General features: G+C 67.2%; 19 protein-coding genes. 7 read left to right on the forward strand and 12 right to left on the reverse strand.

The window, feature by feature from the left end; genetic code table 11:
- Positions 1 to 30 precede the first annotated feature (30 nt).
- Together U7114_RS16475 and U7114_RS16480 are read left to right on the forward strand one after the other, a co-directional pair.
- Positions 31 to 621 carry a hypothetical protein gene (locus U7114_RS16475; protein ID WP_323057980.1) on the forward strand — a complete coding sequence of 197 codons (591 nt, stop codon included), beginning with the start codon at positions 31 to 33 and terminating at the stop codon, positions 619 to 621.
- 103 nt (positions 622 to 724) lie between these two features.
- Positions 725 to 1093, forward strand: coding sequence for a hypothetical protein (locus tag U7114_RS16480; RefSeq protein ID WP_321214805.1), 369 nt, complete (start codon positions 725 to 727; stop codon positions 1091 to 1093).
- On the opposite strand, the gene U7114_RS16485 is transcribed toward U7114_RS16480, so the two are convergent.
- On the reverse strand, positions 1090 to 1635 hold the full coding sequence (locus tag U7114_RS16485; RefSeq protein ID WP_157240216.1) for a CGNR zinc finger domain-containing protein: 546 nt from the start codon (positions 1633 to 1635) through the stop codon (positions 1090 to 1092). The genes U7114_RS16480 and U7114_RS16485 overlap by 4 nt on opposite strands.
- 72 nt (positions 1636 to 1707) lie before the next feature.
- Here U7114_RS16485 and U7114_RS16490 point away from each other — a divergent pair, with 72 nt between their 5' ends.
- Positions 1708 to 2751: an EamA family transporter gene (locus U7114_RS16490; RefSeq protein ID WP_323057981.1), complete on the forward strand. Its 1044-nt coding sequence runs from the start codon at positions 1708 to 1710 to the stop codon at positions 2749 to 2751.
- 59 nt (positions 2752 to 2810) lie between these two features.
- Here the strand turns inward: U7114_RS16490 and U7114_RS16495 are convergent, their stop codons facing one another.
- Positions 2811 to 3074: a WXG100 family type VII secretion target gene (locus tag U7114_RS16495; RefSeq protein WP_157240220.1), complete on the reverse strand. Its 264-nt coding sequence runs from the start codon at positions 3072 to 3074 to the stop codon at positions 2811 to 2813.
- A 213-nt stretch (positions 3075 to 3287) separates the two neighbouring features.
- Here U7114_RS16495 and U7114_RS16500 point away from each other — a divergent pair, with 213 nt between their 5' ends.
- Complete coding sequence (locus U7114_RS16500; RefSeq protein WP_321214803.1) at positions 3288 to 3560, forward strand: DUF2277 domain-containing protein; 273 nt, start codon at positions 3288 to 3290, stop codon at positions 3558 to 3560.
- A 9-nt stretch (positions 3561 to 3569) separates the two neighbouring features.
- Here the strand turns inward: U7114_RS16500 and U7114_RS16505 are convergent, their stop codons facing one another.
- The 6 genes from U7114_RS16505 to U7114_RS16530 form a co-directional block, all read right to left on the reverse strand.
- Positions 3570 to 5915 (reverse strand): heavy metal translocating P-type ATPase, encoded by a 2346-nt coding sequence (locus U7114_RS16505; RefSeq protein ID WP_321214802.1) that lies wholly within the window; start codon positions 5913 to 5915, stop codon positions 3570 to 3572.
- A 26-nt stretch (positions 5916 to 5941) separates the two neighbouring features.
- Complete coding sequence (locus U7114_RS16510) at positions 5942 to 6181, reverse strand: heavy-metal-associated domain-containing protein (protein WP_157240224.1); 240 nt, start codon at positions 6179 to 6181, stop codon at positions 5942 to 5944.
- A 58-nt stretch (positions 6182 to 6239) separates the two neighbouring features.
- Complete coding sequence (locus U7114_RS16515) at positions 6240 to 6587, reverse strand: metal-sensitive transcriptional regulator (protein WP_323057982.1); 348 nt, start codon at positions 6585 to 6587, stop codon at positions 6240 to 6242.
- A gap of 287 nt (positions 6588 to 6874) precedes the next feature.
- A complete protein-coding gene (locus U7114_RS16520; protein WP_321214801.1) occupies positions 6875 to 7393 on the reverse strand; it encodes a universal stress protein in 519 nt (172 codons plus the stop codon).
- 55 nt (positions 7394 to 7448) lie between these two features.
- Positions 7449 to 8189, reverse strand: a complete 741-nt coding sequence (locus U7114_RS16525) for a class F sortase (protein ID WP_323057983.1) — start codon at positions 8187 to 8189, stop codon at positions 7449 to 7451.
- A gap of 103 nt (positions 8190 to 8292) precedes the next feature.
- Positions 8293 to 8970, reverse strand: a complete 678-nt coding sequence (locus U7114_RS16530) for a hypothetical protein (protein WP_321214799.1) — start codon at positions 8968 to 8970, stop codon at positions 8293 to 8295.
- A gap of 295 nt (positions 8971 to 9265) precedes the next feature.
- Between U7114_RS16530 and U7114_RS16535 the strand changes: the two genes are divergently transcribed.
- The 3 genes from U7114_RS16535 to U7114_RS16545 all read left to right on the forward strand — a co-directional run bounded on the left by U7114_RS16535 (position 9266) and on the right by U7114_RS16545 (position 10930).
- Positions 9266 to 9466: a hypothetical protein gene (locus tag U7114_RS16535; RefSeq protein ID WP_157240233.1), complete on the forward strand. Its 201-nt coding sequence runs from the start codon at positions 9266 to 9268 to the stop codon at positions 9464 to 9466.
- A gap of 62 nt (positions 9467 to 9528) precedes the next feature.
- Positions 9529 to 10635 (forward strand): exo-alpha-sialidase, encoded by a 1107-nt coding sequence (locus tag U7114_RS16540; protein WP_321214798.1) that lies wholly within the window; start codon positions 9529 to 9531, stop codon positions 10633 to 10635.
- Entirely contained in the window at positions 10595 to 10930 is a 336-nt protein-coding gene (locus tag U7114_RS16545) for a MoaD/ThiS family protein (RefSeq protein WP_157240237.1), read from the forward strand. Before U7114_RS16540 ends, U7114_RS16545 begins: the two co-directional genes overlap by 41 nt.
- Before the next feature lie 76 nt (positions 10931 to 11006).
- On the opposite strand, the gene U7114_RS16550 is transcribed toward U7114_RS16545, so the two are convergent.
- The 4 genes from U7114_RS16550 to U7114_RS16565 all read right to left on the reverse strand — a co-directional run bounded on the left by U7114_RS16550 (position 11007) and on the right by U7114_RS16565 (position 15322).
- A complete protein-coding gene (locus U7114_RS16550; protein ID WP_139030984.1) occupies positions 11007 to 11243 on the reverse strand; it encodes a hypothetical protein in 237 nt (78 codons plus the stop codon).
- A gap of 127 nt (positions 11244 to 11370) precedes the next feature.
- Positions 11371 to 12600: a pyridoxal phosphate-dependent aminotransferase gene (locus U7114_RS16555; protein WP_157240238.1), complete on the reverse strand. Its 1230-nt coding sequence runs from the start codon at positions 12598 to 12600 to the stop codon at positions 11371 to 11373.
- Between the two features lie 38 nt (positions 12601 to 12638).
- Positions 12639 to 14333 carry an alpha-amylase family protein gene (locus tag U7114_RS16560; RefSeq protein ID WP_323057984.1) on the reverse strand — a complete coding sequence of 565 codons (1695 nt, stop codon included), beginning with the start codon at positions 14331 to 14333 and terminating at the stop codon, positions 12639 to 12641.
- Complete coding sequence (locus U7114_RS16565; RefSeq protein WP_157240242.1) at positions 14330 to 15322, reverse strand: TIGR03885 family FMN-dependent LLM class oxidoreductase; 993 nt, start codon at positions 15320 to 15322, stop codon at positions 14330 to 14332. Before U7114_RS16565 ends, U7114_RS16560 begins: the two co-directional genes overlap by 4 nt.
- Between the last annotated feature and the right edge of the window lie 158 nt (positions 15323 to 15480).

The following is a 15480-nucleotide window of genomic DNA, read 5'->3' on the forward strand; positions in this document are numbered from 1 at the left end:
CCAGCGCACCGCCGCCACTAAACTGGACCGGTGACGCAACCAAGGACACCCGCAGGCACCGCCCCCGGAACCGCCCCCCGGCCAGACCTCTGGCAGCCGGTCCTGCTGCGCTCCGCGGCAGCGCTGGTGTTCGGCGCAGCCACCATCTTCTGGGCCGCGCCCTCCGTGGAGGTCATGGGCTGGGCCGGCGGTCTGTATCTCCTGGCCACCGGCGCGCTCCTCCTCCGGGGTATCCAGGCTGCAGGCTTCGAGCGGGATGGCGCTCCGGGCAAGATGCTCTCGGCGGCAGGCGCAGTGCTGGCCGGCGCGGGACTTTCCCTGGTCCTGCTGCACGGGGACCTGCTGTTTGGCGTGGTGGCCGCAACGGGCCTTGGTGTGGCGGGAGCGCTTGAACTGCTCTGCGGGTTGACGTTGCGCGGCCGCCACGTGCTCTCCCGGGACTGGATCACCTCCGGAGCCATAGGCCTTGGAACCGCAGCCCTGCTGCCGTTCTTCATCGGCCTGGGCGCCCACGCTTTGCTGGGGGTGGCTGGCGGAGGAGCAATTATTTCCGGCGTGCTGTGGGTACTTTCAGGCCTGACGCTTCGGCACGATGCCGGCCACGCCGCCGGAAAGCCGTAAACTAGGAAAGCGCGGTTCTACTCCTTGTAGAAAATTGGCCGGGCAAACCACCGCAATACTTGATCCAGGCCGGCCGGCGTGCCGCCTGCAGGGAGGAATCACCGTGGCAGACCAGCATCCAGGAAAACCGCGCAGGCTGCGGACCTCGGTGAAGGGGCCCCTGATGTTCTCCGCGTTCTGGGCTGTGGTCGCCTTCCTTGCCGTTGTCGTCTTTGCTTCGGGCGGCAGTGCGCGGACTCCCCGCTTCGACCTGGCCTTCACCGCGGCCGGCATCGCCTTCATTGTCACCCTGGTGGTCGCCGCAATGCTCTCCATGAGCTACAAGGAAAATGCCGAGCATCTGGGTAAAGGGTCCGGCGTGAACCTCAGCTCGGCACGGAAACCCTCCCACGGCTTTGGCGCCCCGGGCCCCCAGGAGCCACCCGCCTCCGCCGACAGCCCTGATCACCCGGACACGCCGGGCGGCCACTAGCCCGAGGCCGCCTGCCGGGCACGGTAGGCGGCGACATGTGCGCGGTTGGCGCAATTGCCGGTGTCGCAGTAGCGCTTCGACCGGTTCCGGCTCAGGTCCAGCACCGCCGCATCGCAATCCTCTGCGTCGCAGGTGCGCATTCGGTCCATCTCCTTGCCGCGGATGACATCCGCCAGCGCCATCGCGGCCTCCGTGCTCATCCGGTCCACCAGCGGAGCGTCCGGTGTGGTGGCATGCAGGTGCCAGTCCCAGTCGTCGTGCTTGACCAGCTGGGGGAGCGCGCGCGCCTCGCGCAGGAGGCGGTTCACCGTGCGGACAGCCGCATCTTCATCCGCTGTCCAAAGCTCTGCGAGCTGCCGGCGCAACTGCCGGACGCTTTCCAGTTCCTGCTGATCCCTGGTGCGGGAGCCGGTGAAACCCTCAGCCGCCAGGAAACGGTCCAGGTCCGCCTGCGTGGCAAGGCCTTCGGCCCCATTTGCCGCTGAATTGACCAGATTCACCACCGTCCGCAGCGCCACCTCGGTGTCAGGGGCAAAAACCATCTTGACTCCTTACAGTGCCGTCCCGTACTGTCATGACCATAATCCCACTTTACTCCTGACAGGAGGTGCTCAATGTCCGTTGCGAGCAACCGCGCGCCCGGCCGCCTGTCCGCAGGCAAGCTGAACTTCCTCGCCTCCGGCCTGGGCATAGCCCTGTTCTCCTCCGCCGTCTTCGGCCTCTCCGGGTCCTTCGCCAAGGCGCTCCTGGAGACCGGCTGGTCCCCGGGAGCCGCCGTCACTGCCCGGCTCACGGGTGCCGCCCTGATTCTCGCCGTGCCCGCGGTTCCAGCCCTGCGGGGACGCTGGCACCAGCTGCGGAACAACTGGGTGACCATCCTCCTCTTCGGGCTGATCGGCGTGGCGGCCTGCCAGCTCTTCTACTTCAACGCTGTGGCCAGGCTCTCCGTGGGCGTGGCGCTCCTGCTTGAATACCTGGCTCCGGTCATCATCGTGCTGTGGCTGTGGGCTGCCAGCCGCAGGCGGCCGCGTGTCCTGACGTTCGGCGGTACCCTGCTTTCCCTTGCCGGCCTGGTTCTCGTGCTGGACCTCACAGGCGCCGTGAAGATCGACGTCATCGGTGTCCTCTGGGGAATTGCGGCCGCCGTCTGCCTTGCCATGTACTTCTTCATTACGGCCAAGGAGAACGACTCCCTGCCGCCCATCGTCCTGGCCTCCGGCGGGCTGCTGGTGGGTGCGGCCGCTATGTGGCTCTCCGCCGCCACCGGCCTGCTGCCGATGGCCTTCAGCGCAGCCGATACCAGGCTCGGCCCCTGGACCACCCCGTGGTGGGTCCCGCTGGCGGGCCTCGTGGTCCTGGCGACGGTCCTGGCGTACGTGTCCGGGATCATGGCCGCCCGGGCGCTCGGATCGAAGGTGGCCTCTTTCGTGTCGCTGACAGAGGTACTCTTCGCCGTCATCTGGGCCTGGCTGCTGCTTGGTGAGCTTCCGGGCGCCATCCAGCTCGTCGGCGGAGCGCTGATCGTCGGCGGTGTCATCCTGGTCCGGCTGGACGAACTCCGGGGCCCTGCGCCGGCGTCGGCGGGAGCGGGCGGCAAGGAGCCGCCCAGGGCGGCGTCCCCGCTGGAACACGCGAACGACGTCGAGCCCGTCCCTTAAAGCAGAGGGCCCGGACTGGTGTCCGGGCCCTCTGTGCGTTAGCTTTCGCAGCCGCGTTGCTAGTTGGAAGCCTGATCCTGCTGATCGGCGTTCCGCTTGGCGCGGGTGCTGGCTTCCTTCAAAGCCTCGGCCACCTTGGTCAGCTGGGTGGTGTGGGTTCCGGACCACTCCTCGCGGAACTTGTCCGCGTCCGGCCCCTTCCAGTCGGTGCTGTTCAGCAAGCTGGTGAGATTGGACTTCTGCGTCTCGATCTGTGACGCGCCCTCCTGAAGCTTGCTGCCCAGCTGACGAAGCTGCTGAACGTCTGCACCCCACATGGCCATTGGTTTCTCCTTGTTAGATCGTGGATCCGAACCAGGTCGGCATCCCCCGCGGCCCCCCGGCTCATCCGGAAGATCCATTGCCTAAAACCTACCCCGGTCCGCAAAACAGTGTCGATGGGCAGCCCTGCCCATGCCGGACTCCCCATGGACGGCAGCCCCTGCGGGCCCGCGGAAGGGGTCGATCGCAGGCGTTCCAGAGCCTAGCATGGCTGTATGTGCCGGAATATCCGAACCCTTCACAACTTCGAGCCGCACGCCACGTCCGAGGAGGTCCATGCGGCCGCACTGCAGTATGTGCGGAAGGTCAGCGGCAGCACCAAGCCCTCCAGGGCCAACCAGGAAGCCTTTGAGGAGGCGGTTCACGAGATCGCCCACATCACGCAGCATCTCCTTGACTCGCTGGTGTCGCAGGCGCCTCCCAAGGACCGCGAAACCGAGGCGGCCAAGGCCAAGGCCCGCGCCGCCGTCCGGTACGGCGCGGCCTGAACTCCCGGACTACCTGCCTGCGGGCTGCCTGCCGAAACTCCGCAGCCGCAGCGAGTTGGCCACCACCAGCACCGAACTGGCGGCCATCGCGGCACCTGCGATCATCGGGTTGAGGAGGCCGAGCGCAGCCACGGGAATGCCGACGGCGTTATAGAAGAACGCCCAGAACAGGTTGGTCTTGATGGTGGCCAGCGTCTTCCGTGAGAGCTCGATCGCCTGTGCCACCTGGGCAAGGTCGTTGCCCATCACGGTCAGGTCTGCCGCCTCAATGGCCACGTCCGTGCCGGAGCCCATGGCGATCCCGAGGTCCGCCTGTGCGAGTGCCGCTGCATCATTGACGCCGTCTCCGGCCATGGCCACGGTGGCGCCGCCGGCCTGCAGCCTGCGCACCGCCTCGACTTTCCCCTCCGGCAGCACCCCTGAAAAAACGTCTTCCTCGTCAATGCCGACGGCGGCGGCCACCTGGGCGGCGACGGCCGCATTGTCACCCGTGAGCAGGATGGGGCGCAGGCCCAGCGCCTTCAAGCGCGCGACGGCGGCCGCGGAGCCTTCCTTGACGGTGTCGCGCAGGCTGATGATGCCGGCGGGAGTGCCGTCCACAGCAACCCAAATGGCGGTGGCGCCCGTGGCTTCCGCCGCCGACAATGCGGCGTGCTGTTCCTGCGCAATGGTGACGCCGTTCTCCTGCAGCCACCCCGCGCGGCCGGCAGCAACCAGCCTGCCCTCGACGGTTCCCGAAACGCCCCCGCCGGGGGCGGAACGGAAGCCCTGCACGGCCGGGAGGGCGCCGCCGTCGTCCGCTGGGTGGATCCCCTTGGTGCCCCCATGGGCGGCGGCCGCGATAGCCCTGGCCACCGGATGCTCGGACGCCGCCTCCACGGCGCCGGCCAGCCGCAAGACGCCACCCTCCGCGAAGCCCTCGAAGGCCAGCACCGCGTCCACGGCAAGGACGCCGGTGGTGACGGTCCCCGTTTTGTCCAGCAGGATGGTGTCCACCGTCCGGGTGTCCTCCAGGACCTGCGGCCCCTTGATGAGGATGCCCAGCTGGGCCCCGCGCCCGGTTCCGGTCAGCAGGCCAACCGGGGTGGCAAGCCCCAGGGCGCACGGGCAGGCGATCACCAGGACGGCGACGGCGGCGGTAAAGGCCGAGCGCAGGTCAGCACTGCTTACGTCGGGTCCCGTAAAGAGGAGCCACAACGCGAACGTCAGCGCGGCGATGCCCAGGACCACGGGAACGAACACGGCGCTGATGCGGTCCGCAAGGCGGGCTATGGGCGCTTTGCCGGTCTGGGCCTGGGACACGAGGCGCGCTATTTGGGCGAGGGTTGTTTCAGAGCCGACACGCGTGGCGCGCACCAGCAGGCGGCCGGACGTGTTGATGGTGGCGCCCGTGACGCGGCTGCCGGGGCCTACCTCCACCGGTACCGACTCGCCGGTCACCAGGGAAGCGTCCACGGCCGAAATCCCGTCTGCCACCACGCCGTCGGTGGCAATCTTTTCACCGGGCCGGACCACCAGGATGTCATCCACCTGGAGCCGGTCGGCCGGGATCCGCTGTTCGGTGCCGCCACGCAGGATGGTGGCATCCTTTGCGCCCAGGTTCAGCAGGGCCTGCAGGGCGTCGCCGGCTTTCTGCTTCGCGTTGGCTTCCAGGTAGCGGCCCAGGAGCAGGAAGGTTGTGACAACGGCCGCCACCTCGAAGTAGAGGCCGCCGGCCTCCATCCCTTCCATCCCCGGGTGTTCCGTCATGCGCGGATCCACCAGCAACTGCCCGGCCGAGAACAGGTACGCGGCCGTCACGCCGATGGAAACCAGGGTATCCATGGTGGACGCCAGGTGCCGCGCATTGATGGCCGCCGCGCGGTGGAACGGCCAGGCCGCCCAGGTCACCACCGGCAGCGCCAGGAGCGCGGCCACCCACCCCCAGTGAGGGAACTGGGCCGCGGGAACCATGGAAATAACGAAGACCGGGACGGTCAGGACTGCTGCCAGGATCAACCGGGGGCGGAGCTGCGCGGCGCCGCCATGGGCCGCGTGGTCGCCGACGGCCGCCCCGGTTGCGGGCAGCACCTCGGTTCCTCCGCCGGCAGGGTAAGGTGCTTGCGCTGCCGGAGCCTTGCGAAGCGTGGCCTTGTAACCGGCCGCATTGACCGTGTCTACGAGCTGTTGGTCGGTGACCCCGGCCGGAACGGTCACGTGGGCTGATTCGAGGGGGAGGTTCACCGTGGCCTGCACGCCGTCGAGCTTGCCGAGTTTCTTCTCCACCCGGTTGACGCAGGAGGCGCAGGTCATGCCCTCAATATCGAGCTCCACCACCCGGGTGCCGGGCTGGTGGAGAAGGTCCTGGTTGCTCATGCGGATCCCCGTGTCAGTGGTGGTCTTCAGGCTTCATTGGCGACGACCAGGTAGCCGGCCTCCGCCACTGCCTCGCCGATCTCGGAAGGGGAGAGTTCCTTGCTCGAGGTGATGGTCACCGTGGAAATGCCCCCGGCGTTCAGTTCGACGTCCACTTCTTCGACGCCCGCCAAGGCTTCGAGTTCTTCGCTGACTGCGGAGACGCAGTGGCCGCAGGTCATTCCGGACACGCTGACGATGGTGGTGGCGGGGGAGGTGGTGCTCATGGCTTGCTCCTTTGGGGGTGGCCGGCGGTGGCCGGCACGTAATCGGGTAATGGGCGGGTCAGCGAAGCAACCGGCCGATGGCGTCTGCCGCTTCCTTGACCTTGGCGTCTATTGCTTCCGCGCGTGCTGCCGGGTCCGGTTCGGAGGCGGCTCCCACCACGCAGTGGCCGATGTGTTCCTCCATCAGGCCCAGGCTCACCGCATGCAAGGCCTTGGTGACGGCGGATACCTGGGTGAGGATGTCGATGCAGTACTTGTCCTCATCCACCATGCGCGCAATCCCGCGGACCTGGCCCTCAATGCGCCTGAGCCTGCGAAGGTATGCGTCCTTATTGCCGGTGTAGCCGTGCGTCGGCAGGTGCGCCGTCCCGGGCCCGGGCGCAAGCGCTTCTTCGATGCTGTCCATGGCATCAGGCTATACCCCTCAGGGGTATTCGATCAAGTACCCCCAGGGGGTATCGTTGCGAAGGCGTCCACGGCCAAAGAAGGCACAAAAAAGCTCCGGAGTGCGTTATTGGGGGATACGCACTCCGGAGCGGCTTTTGGGCAAATCCGGCGCCAATTGCGGTTGGTGCCGGTCTGCTTGAATCAGCTTACTGGCTGGTAGCGCGGACCGCCAGCGCCCCGAATAACTACTTTCGCTTTATTATCCGAGTCACCACGGAGGCCTGATCGGGGCCGGGATGGCACCGATCACGGCCGGTCTTCATGGGCGGGCATCCGGTAGGGAACCACCAGGACAGGCCTGCTTTGATGATGGCTGAGCCACGCCCCCACCGATCCATTCAGGGCCTCCGCGAGGCGGTGCGAGAACCCCCGCTCCGAGGTGCCCACGATAATCATCGGTGCATTGGTTTCCGCAGCAAGCTGCGAGAGGCCGCGTGCGGGATCTCCGGCCAGTGTCCGCAGTGTCCACTTCACGCTGTCTGCCCCTCCCGGCACGTTTGCCACCGCGGCTTCGATGACTGCTGTGAGTTCCAAGGTCAGGGACCGGATCTCCTGGTCATCCGCCTCCGGATGGAGGGACAGCCGGTGGGCGGAGCGCGCCGGGTCCCACTCCACGAGATAACTGGCCTCGTCCACGTAGGCGCAGACCAGCGGGACGCCCAGCTGCGCAGCGAGGGTTGCAGCAGTCTGCAGGACTTCGGGATGCTGCTTGGGCATGACACCCACCAGGAGCGGGGCCGTGCCGTTGAATCGATCAGACGTCATAGCTCATTGTCCGCCTAGTGAAAGGCCCCTGCACAGGGAGGCGGGCTTCCCGCCGCTAAGAAACCGCAGGTGAGGCGGTGACAACGACGTTTTTCCCCCAGGGATCTTCCGTGTAGCAGCTGATGAGGACCAGGCGGTTGGGCACGATCTCCCAGATGGGGCTGTCCTTCAGGCTGGACTTCACGTAGGTGGTGATGCTGTCCACCTGGTAGGTGATGGTGCCTGAGGCCGTGTCAACCTCGAACCGGTCGCCCACCGCGGCGGCTGAACTCAAGTGATTGAAAGGCGCCTCCGCGCCGTCCCAGCTGTGGCCGATCACGTAGGTGGTGTTGGACGAGCCTTTGCCCGGGGTGCCGAAGGGAGTCAGCCAGTAGCCGTCTTTCGTGGCGGGCGGCTCGATGGTCTGGCTCGACTCGGCGGCGCTGTCCGGATCGAGGGGGTGCACGGCCACGTCGAAGCCCGCGGACGGGTACCGGATGCGACGGGGCTGTGATGCGTCGGGCAGCAGAGGTTCCGGAGCGGCAGCGGCGGGGGATTCCGCAGTTGGCGCATTTCCTGGTGCGGCAGCGGTTGCGGCGGGCGGCGCCGGCTTGGGGGCCGGAATCCCGGCAGTGGCGGATTCGACGGCACGTCCGGCGAATCCGGAGGCAGGGTGCGGTGGGCTGAACAAGGGCGCGCCAAAGGTAAAGGACAGGAAAGCCAGGACGCCGCACAGGAGAATGGCCAGATCTCCCCGGTCCCAGCCCCGCCGCCGGGGTTTTGTCTCAGCGACGTGCCGGCTTTGGGCCTTTTCCATAATGCTCCCCGATGCTCGAGACGGGACCGGAAGGAAGGCGCCCCGCCGGGCACTGGCGGAACGCCTTCCTTGTCAGGTGGCCGCAATTGCGGCTTGGCCGGCGTCAGCCGCCCAGGGGCTGCGTGCGCGACCTGCGGCGGACCGCGACTGCCGCTCCTGCAGCCATCAGGGCACCCAGTCCAGCCAGCCAGGACGGAGCGCTGTCAGCACCGCCGACGGCGGTCTGGGCGTTGTACCCCTGGTTTGTTCCCAGGCTGGTGGCTGCCGGGGCAGCCGCCGGGGCGGCGGCAGGTGCCTGCCGCTGGACGGCAGCCTGGGGTGCGGCTGCCACTGGTGCCGCCGCCGGTGGAACGGCTGCGGGCTGCTCGACGACGGGCGTAACAGCAGGGGGCTCGACCACAGGCTGGTTGACGACCGGTTGTTCGACCACGGGCTGTTCCACCACGATGGGGGGTTCCACGACGATCGGCGGCACAACCACAGGCGGCGTGACCACTACGGGCGCTGCGGGCGCCACGCAATCGTTGGCGTGAACGGCGATTCCCTTCGTGTCCCAGTTCCGTGCGCCCATGCCGTCGTTTGGCGGAACGATGTCATCCAGGTGGAGGTCGTGCCCGTCCAAGGCGCTGACGCCGATGGTGACTGCCTTGTAGAAGCCGCCGCCCTCAGCGTGACAGATGGTGATCTTGTCTTTGGTCTTGTCGCCGGCGGCGGTGGCCGGAGCGGCGACGGTGAACGCCGCGAGCCCCAGCACCCCCAGTGTGGCCATGGTGCGTTTCATGATGATTCTCCCCAGTTCTTTGCCGGAAACGGACCATGCTGAGGAGGAACAGTGCTTGCGCCGAATGCCCCAGCAACACGGTCAGCTTGCTTGAGTTTTCAGGCTAGGCGGGCGCCCCCGGGGCAGTCCTGAGTAGGGGGTACTCGTCTTTTCCCGCCCTCGGCGGGTCCGGTTACTTGCGGGTACCCGCATCACGCAGGGACGACCCGCACCGGCTACCTGCCTTCCAGGGGTGGATCTTGTCCGCGGGTGCCGCCGGGCCTAACGTTGAAGCAGACGAAAGGTGCGTGGAGTCATGGAAATCTTCATGTGGTGGCTGGACCTGGACCTGGCAAGTAAGGAATGGCTGCGGGAAAACCTTCGTGCCGAGGAATTGCCCCTTTCGGTGCTCCAGGGGATTGCGGAAGCAGGCGGTCCGCATCCGGAGAATCCTGCTGCAGTCCTCACCGAGGCTGACTGGGATTTCATTGAGACGCAGTCGGAGTTCGTCGACTAGCAGTCCCGTGTGCCGGCCCGGCAGCAAGAAAACCGTTGCGGGCTGCCTTGGGCGGTGGTTGCATGGTGGGCATGGCAACCACCGAGAGTTTTGTCCTTGCAATCGGGACCAAGAAGGGCTTGTGGCTTGCCACGAGCGGGGACCGGCGCCAATGGTCCTTCACCGGCCCGCATTTCCTGATGAGTGAGATCCCCAGCATCGGGATAGACACCAGGGAAGGCCGGACCCGGATCATGGTGGGCGTCCGCAGCGAACACTGGGGGCCCACCGTAGCCCACTCGGATGACCTCGGAGCCAGCTGGTCGGAGCCGGAGCAGGGCGCCGTCAGGTTTCCGGAGGACACCGGCGAAGCGCTGGAGCGCATCTGGCAGATTTACCCGGACGCGGAGTCCCGCCCCGGCGTCGTCTGGGCGGGGGCGGAGCCCATTTCCGTGTGGAAGTCAACGGATGGCGGTGAACACTTCGAACTGAACCGGGGTCTCTGGGACCATCCCCACCGCAGCGAGTGGGGTGCCGGGTACGGCGGCGCCGCCGCGCACTCCATCGTGGTCCATCCCGCGGGGGAGACGGTCCATGTGGCCATGAGTACCGGAGGTGTTTACAGGTCGCTCGACGGCGGCACCTCCTGGGAGCCGCGCAACCGCGGCATTTCCGCCTACTTCATGCCCGACCCCAACCCGGAGTTCGGCCAGTGCGTGCACAAGATCGCCGCGGATGCCGCCGTCGACGGGCGCCTGTACGCTCAGAACCACCACGGCGTCTACCGCACGGATGACAACGGGGAGAGCTGGAACTCCATTGCGGAGGGGCTGCCCGCCGATTTCGGCTTTGTGATGCTGACCCATCCCCGCCGCGAAGGCACCGCATGGGTTGTTCCCCTGAAGGCTGACGGCGAACGCATCCCGCCGGGCGGCGAACTGGCAGTCCACCGCACGGACGATTCCGGCAGCACCTGGAAGAGGCTCAGTAATGGCCTGCCTACACGGGAGTACAACAGTGTGCTGCGTGATGCTGCGTCCGTGGACACCGCGGCGCCGGCAGGGGTCTACTTCGGGACCCGCGGCGGAAGCGTCTACGCCAGCGCTGACGAGGGTGAGGTGTTCCAGGAGGTGGCGTCCCACCTTCCGGATGTGCTGTGTGTCCGGGCAGCCGTGGTTGCCGGTGGCTGACAACAACGCACGGCACATCACTGTGGTGCTCCCCAGTGTCCTGCATCCGCTGGCCGGCGGGCAGTCGGTCCTGACTGCGCCCGCCGACGGGCCGGTGACGGTGGGAAAGCTGCTGGATGCGGTGACCTCGGACTTCGCGGTGCTCGCCCGGCGGCTCCGCGACGAGACGGGCGCGCTGCGGCGTTTCGTGAATGTCTACGTGGGCGGAGACGAGGTGCGGCGGCTGCAGGGCCTGGACACCGAGGTGGCTCCGGGCCAGGAGGTGCTGGTCATCCAGTCCGTGGCCGGAGGCTGAGCGGGCGGGCAGGGGGCCTCCGTTGCGGCGGGCAGCCCATACTGGCTACGCCCGCGGCAACGGCATCCGGCTGGGGTCAGGCCACCCGCCAAACACTGCATTCGTCCGTATTGATGGCTTTGCGCAGGCCGGTGAGCCGGTCCAGGATCCAGACGACGCCGATGCCCGGTGCCGTTTCCTGGACGCGGCCGCGGCGGATCACCACGTCGTCGTAGGAGGGCCCGACGGAAAGGCGGGCTTCGATCTCGTCGCCGCGGTGGAGCTGGTCCAGGGCGCGGACTCTGGTCACATGTGGTGTCGCTTTCTGCTTCATGGCGTGGCCTCCTGGCTGGGGCTGGTGCCGGCTCTTGCCTGCAGAATCAAGTGTGCCCAAGCAATGTTGCGCCCGCGTTTCCCCTCGGTTAGGCGCGGGTTAGCTTTTCGCGCCGGAGCTGTTTCCCCTACGGCAGTTCCAGGCTGGTGCGGTAGGCCGCCAGGAACGTGGAGATCCGCCGCACGGCCTCCCGGATATCCAGCACGGACGGAAGGATCACGAACCGGAAGTGGTCCGACGCCGGCCAGTTGAAGGCCGAACCGTGCGAGACAAGGATTTTCTGGTCCTGCAGCAGGTCCAGGACAAATTGCTCGTCGCTGCTGATGGGGTAGAGCTCCGGATCCAGCCGGGGAAACAGGTACATGGCTCCAGCCGCAGGCACGCATGTCACGCCGGGGATGGCCGTCAGCAGTTGGTGGGCAAGGTCCCGCTGTTCGCGGAGCCTGCCGCCGGGCCGCACCAGCGCCTCGATGCTCTGGTAGCCGCCCAGGCAGGTCTGGATGGCGTGCTGGGCCGGGACATTGGCGCACAGGCGCAGGGAGGCAAGCAGTTCCAGTCCCTCCCGGTAGGCGGCGGTTGCGGCGAGCGGTCCGGTGACTGCCACCCAGCCGGCCCGGTAGCCCGGCATCCGGTAGGCCTTGGACAGGCCGCTGAACGTCAGGCAGCAGACGTCCTCCGCCACAGCGGCAGTGTGGATGTGTTTGGCGTCCTCGTACAGCACCTTCTCGTAGATCTCGTCGGAGAACAGGACCAGGTGGTGCTTGCGGGCCAGCTCCGCGAACTGCGCCAGGATGTGGCGCGGGTAGACGGCGCCGGTGGGGTTGTTGGGGTTGATGATCACAATCCCCTTGGTGCGGCTGGTGATCTTGGCTTCCACGTCGGCCATGTCCGGCCACCAGTTCTCCGCCTCGTCGCAGAGGTAGTGCACCGGCTTGCCGCCGGTCAGGGTGACGGCGGCCGTCCAGAGAGGGTAGTCCGGTGCCGGCACCAGGATCTCGTCGCCGTTCTCCATGAACGCCTGCAGGCACATTGAAATGAGCTCGCTGACGCCGTTGCCGATGAAGACGTCCTCCACGCCAATCTGCATCAGGCCGCGGGTCTGGTAATACTGCGAGATCGCCGTGCGCGCCGTGAAGATGCCCTTCGAGTCGCTGTAGCCCTGGGCACCGCGCAGGTGGTGGATCATGTCCACCACCACGGACTCCGGCGCCTCCAGCCCGAACGGTGCGGTGTCCCCCAGATTCATCTTGAGGATCCGGTGCCCCTCCGCCTCCATGGCTTTGGCGGCCCGCAGGATGGGCCCGCGGAGTTCGTACCGCACGTTCTGGAGCTTGCTGGAGTGTTGCATGGGGCGCATGGTTGATTTTTTCACAAACGGACGACGCCGGCGCACGGCTAGGGTGCCGGCCGATCGCCCTTGCGGTGCAGGCGGAACCAGCGGTAACCGTAGCGTCCCAGCCCAACCGTGAAGCCGCCGTCGGGATCCAGCGCTGTGTTGTCGCCGTCGAACAGGTCCAGCAGGACAGCGTCCCTGAACGCATTCCGCGGCCCGTCCTCCGCGCCCACCGTGCCCCTGACCTTCACGGGCTCCTCCCCGAAGTTGTGCAGCAGCACCAGGGTGCCGCCGTCCGAGCTGAGCGTGTGGGCGAAGACGGCCGGCTCCGGCTGGTCGATGAGGGCGAACTTGCCCCAGCCCAGCTCCGCCGATTCGCGGTAGCGGCGGATCAGCGTGACCATGAAGTTGAACAGCGAACCGGGGTCCCGCTTGGCTTTGGCGGCATTCAGGTTGTCCGGGCCATACTCACCCCGGACAACGGGCGCCACGAGTTGGGACACGTTGGCGGTGGAGAACCCGCCATTCTTTTCGTCATTCCATTGCATCGGGGTGCGCACGGCGGCGCGGCTCTTCTGCCGCAGGTCCTCGCCCATCCCGATCTCCTCGCCGTAGAACAGCACCGGTGTGCCGGGCAGGGAGAACATCAGCGAGTACACCATCCTGATGCGTTCCTGGTCGCCGCCGAGCATCGGGGGTAGCCGCCGGCGCAGCCCGCGCCCGTAGATCTGCATGTTCTTCTCGGGCCCGAACGCCGCGAAGACCTCTTCGCGCTCGCCGTCGGTGAGCTTGTCCAGGGTGAGTTCGTCATGGTTGCGGACGAACATGGCCCACTGGTTGTCGGGGTGGAGCGGTGGCCGGCTCTTCAGGGTTTCGGCCAGGGGACGGGCGTCCTGGCGGGCCAGCGACAGGTAGATGTGCTGCATGGACATGAAGTCGAACTGCATGTTCAGCTCGTTGCCCTCGGGGCCGCCGAAGTACTCCACCTGTTCCTTGTAGGGCAGGTTCACCTCGCCCAGCAGGACCGCGCTCCCGTTCCGGCGGCTGACGAAACTCCGCAATGCTGCCAGGTATGCGTGCGGATCCAGGTTGGCGGCCTCGTCCCTGGGCTGGCCCCGGGTTTCCAGGAAGAAAGGCACCGCGTCCAGGCGGAATCCGTCCAGGCCCAGCTCAAGCCACAGGCCCATGGCCTTGGCGATTTCATTCCGCACCGATTCGTTGGTCACGTTCAGGTCCGGCTGGTGTTTGGCGAACATGTGCAGGTACCACTCGCCGGTAGCGTCGTCCTGGGTCCAGAGTGAGTTCTCTTCGCCCGGGAACACTACCTCGGAGGACGTATCCGGGGGAGTGTCGCTCCGCCACACGTAGTAGTCCCGGTACCGGTTGTCCGTGGATTGCCGGGCCTCGACAAACCAGGGGTGCTGGTTCGAGGTGTGGTTCACCACAAAGTCCGCGATGACCCGCATGCCGCGGTCCTTGGCGGCCCTGATGAACTCCACCAGGTCCCCCATGGTGCCCAGCCGGGGGTCCACGGTGAAGAAATCCGTGACATCGTAGCCATCGTCCCGGTCCGGCGAGGGGTAGAAGGGCATCAGCCAGATGCAGGTCACGCCCAGGGCTGCCAGGTAGTCCACGCGCTGGGTGAGGCCGGCGAAGTCCCCGGTGCCGTCGCCGTCGTCATCAAAGAACGTCTCGACGTCCAGGCAGTACACCACTGCGTTCTTCCACCAGAGGTCCGAGGTTTCGGCGATCCTCATGCCGGAGCCTGTGCCTGCGCCTGGAGCCGCGAGCCGTGCACCTGTGGAAGGACCTCCGCGCCGAACGCATCAATGAACGGCGCCTGCTCCTGCCCCACGAAGTGCAGGTAGAGCTCGTCGAAGCCCAGGTCGGAGTAGCCGGCCAGCCACTCGGCGTGCTGGCCCAGGCTCGCCGAAACGTTGACGGCCTTGCGGACCTGTTCCTCGCCCACCTGCCCGCTGACGCCGTCGAAATGCCCGGCTGTGGGGAGGTCCCACGGGACAGGCGGGGCGAAGGTGTTGGTCCGCCACTGGTCCAGGGCGATCGCTGCCGCATCCTGTTCACGGGGCGCCCAGGACAGGTGGACCTGCAGCACGGCCTTGCCGAGGCCGCCGTTGTCCCGGTAGGCGGCCAGCATGTCCTTGAGCTTGGCTGCCGGCTGGTTGACGGTGACCAGGCCGTCCGCCCAGACGGCGGCGCGGCGGGCGGTGTCCACGCTGATGGCAGGGGCGATCAGGGGTGGCGGGGAGTCCGGCACATCCCAGATCCGGGCCTGCTCCACGGTGACCAGGCCGTGGTGCGTTACGTCCTCGCCCCGGTGGAGCCGCCGGATCACCTCAACGCATTCCTCCAGCCGGCGCTGCCGCGTTTCCTTGGGCGGCCACGCGTCGCCGGTGATGTGCTCATTCATGTTCTCGCCGCTGCCGGGTGCCATCCAGAACCGGCCCGGGAACATGCTGGCCAGCGTGGCGGAAGCGTGGGCAATGATGGCCGGGTGGTAGCGCTGGCCAGGCGCCGTCACCACTCCAAACCGGAGGCCGGTGGTGGCCAGCGCGGCCCCCAGCCAGGACCAGGCAAACCCGGAATGCCCCTGCCGGGCAGACCACGGCTCGATATGGTCCGAGCACATGGCGGCATCGAATCCTGCCCGTTCCGCGTGCTGGACGTCTTTAAGCAGTTGCCCGGGACTGATCTGTTCGTGCGAGGCGTGGAAGCCGACAGTAACCATCGTTAACCTCTACCGTCCGGGGAGGTGTTGTGTCGAGGGGTCGCGGGGCTTCCTGTGTCCAGGGGGCGCGGCGCCTGTCCGGCGGCCGGTCACTTGTCAGATAACTTTGGACTTGTAGTACTGCGCTGCCCCGGACTCGCGCGCAGGCCGCGGAAACG

This window comes from Pseudarthrobacter sp. C1, assembly GCF_034720455.1.
Lineage (GTDB): Bacteria > Actinomycetota > Actinomycetes > Actinomycetales > Micrococcaceae > Arthrobacter.